General features: G+C 55.3%; 3 protein-coding genes and 1 pseudogene. 3 read left to right on the forward strand and 1 reads right to left on the reverse strand.

From position 1 onward, the window contains the following. Nucleotides 1-153 (forward strand): annotated as a pseudogene (locus ACFFAR_RS31330) (orotate phosphoribosyltransferase); the annotation flags it as partial. Nucleotides 154-236: 83 nt separating this feature from the next. On the opposite strand, the gene ACFFAR_RS31335 reads toward ACFFAR_RS31330, so the two are convergent. Next, complete coding sequence (locus ACFFAR_RS31335) at nt 237-944, reverse strand: response regulator (RefSeq protein WP_375509242.1); 708 nt, start codon at nt 942-944, stop codon at nt 237-239. 396 nt (nt 945-1340) lie between these two features. Here ACFFAR_RS31335 and ACFFAR_RS31340 point away from each other — a divergent pair, with 396 nt between their 5' ends. After that, nucleotides 1341-1868 carry a YbhB/YbcL family Raf kinase inhibitor-like protein gene (locus tag ACFFAR_RS31340; protein ID WP_174364445.1) on the forward strand — a complete coding sequence of 176 codons (528 nt, stop codon included), beginning with the start codon at nt 1341-1343 and terminating at the stop codon, nt 1866-1868. Between the two features lie 101 nt (nt 1869-1969). Continuing rightward, the coding region (locus tag ACFFAR_RS31345) for a flavodoxin family protein (protein WP_375509243.1) at nt 1970-2206 on the forward strand (237 nt) is incomplete at its 3' end.

Genomic DNA, 2206 nt, shown 5'->3' on the forward strand with positions numbered 1-2206 from the left:
TTGCACGCGCTTGCGACTTGGTGGGACGTATTACGGGTCGCCAAAGAGGCGGGTTATTTTGAGACAAAGACGCTGGATGAAGTTGAACAATTTTTACACGCCCCGGCCGATTGGTCGGCGGCGCACGGCGGGGTAATGGCAACACCGAAATAATCCGTAATTTTCATACCGTCAATGAAATAAAAAATCCGCGCGTTTCATCAACGAGCGGATTTTCATTTCAAAAAACTTAACAGTTAATCGATGTCTGCGCGAAATTCATCGTCGAGATTTCCATCGCCCACATACGCGGACAAATTCAATAAACCATTACTTTGGGCATATTGAAACAATTCCGAATCCCTTTCAATACCGAGTTTGCGCATGGCGGTATTCTTTTGCGTGCTGATTGTTTTGATGCTGCGCTTCAACTGCGCCGCAATTTCGGTAATCGTCATGCCCGAAACAAATAAGCGCACGACTTCCAGTTCGCGCTTGGACAACACCACGTCGCGTTGCTGACCGCTCGCGGACAAGCCCATGCTGTCGAGGGCGATGCGCACCGAGGGTCCGATGTACTCCTGCCCGCGCATGACATGCACGATCGCGAGACCAATGTGACTTAGATCGTCTGACTTGTTGATTACCGCCGTGACGCCCACTTCACGCAAGCGTTTGAGCAGCGCGGGATTTTCCAGCATGGTTAATACAACAATACGCACCGTCGGAAATTGTCGCCCGATATAACCCAGGAGCGGCATGCCGTCACCGAACTGGCCACCCGGCATGGCAAGATCCGACACAACCACGTCGCACGGAGACTTTTGCAAAAGCTGAATCAATTCCGTGGATTGACGCGCCTGCCCGACCACCTCGATTTCGGGAAACTTCAGTAATGCCTGCGCAGCGCCAAACAGAATGACAGGATGGTCATCGGCGATAATGACTTTTATCCGTTGACCCATTATTTACCCCCCGCTCGTAAATGGATAAATCCCTTGCGCATTATAGGCAGTGTGCCCGCGTTCATTACATACCCCCTTCAGCCTGGAGATCGGAATCCCAGCGAAACCCGAGTCTACTGGTTGCCCCTTGCTGAGTTGTGTGCCGAACATTTGAAAAATTTTATCCTTCCCACGCAATGTTAAACTTGAATGCAGCATTAATCCTATTTCTGAGACAAAATACATCGTTACAAAGGGTGAAACGCCAGTTCTGGCCACGCCCGAGACAGGAGAACTCGCACCATGCGCTTGGGGACCGGGCTTGTGGTTTGTGCTGTGTACCGCGTCGCTGATTGCCGCGTTTTTCGTTTCCGAATCTCCCGCCGCTCACTGCTGCTTCCGTTTTTCTGCGCCGCGATGGTATCAAATGCGCCGCACGCAGTCGCCGAAGTTGTTGCGTCCGTTCCATTCACGTTGACAAGCAGCGACATCGTTGCAGATCAGCGAGCACCGCTCTCCCTTGTCTTCGATCAGAACGACTGCAAGGGCGGCAATCGTTCCCCCCAGCTTTCCTGGCACAACGCGCCCGCCAACACCCAAAGCTTTGCGGTAACCATCTTCGATCCCGATGCACCCGGGCGCGGCTGGTGGCACTGGGCTGTCGCCGGGATCCCGGCAAGCGTTGTCAAACTGCCGTCAAACGCAAGCGCCTCGGGCTTCCTGCGCAAGATCGGCGCGGTCGAATCGCGCAATGATTTCGACATCGACGGCTATGCGGGACCGTGTCCGCCGCAAGGCAAACCACACAGATACATCATCACCGTCTACGCGCTCAACAGCGCCGACTTGCGCCTTCGCCAGAGCAGCCCCTCGCTCATGTTCGAACACGAGATCCGCACAACGGCGCTGTCCAGCGCGCAGCTCGTGGTGACCTACGGACGGTGACCAAAACCCTCTGCAAGGTGCGCAAATCGGCCCGAAATTTGGCTTGCTAGACTGGGTCTTTCCGCTTAACCCGCGACGTTGAGTCGCAGAGAAGGAATGACATGCCGAAAATCGTCATCGTTTATCACAGTGGCTATGGTCACACGAAAAAAGCCGCCGAAGCCGTCCTCGCAGGTGCCACCGATGCAGGCGCCGACGCCAAACTGCTGGCCGTCGGCGATCTGGACGACGCCGGCTGGGCCGAGCTCGACGCCGCCGACGGCATCATCTTCGGCGCGCCGACCTACATGGGCGGCCCGTCCGCCGACTTCAAGAAATTCGCCGATGCCAGTTCCAAA

This window comes from uncultured Caballeronia sp., from assembly GCF_964243625.1.
Classification (GTDB): domain Bacteria; phylum Pseudomonadota; class Gammaproteobacteria; order Burkholderiales; family Burkholderiaceae; genus Caballeronia.

Coding starts and splice junctions, on each gene's coding strand:
- ACFFAR_RS31335 (WP_375509242.1), bottom strand. CDS start 944: ATGGGTCAACGGATAAAAGTCATTATCGCCGATGACCATCCTGTCATT.
- ACFFAR_RS31340 (WP_174364445.1), top strand. CDS start 1,341: ATGGTATCAAATGCGCCGCACGCAGTCGCCGAAGTTGTTGCGTCCGTT.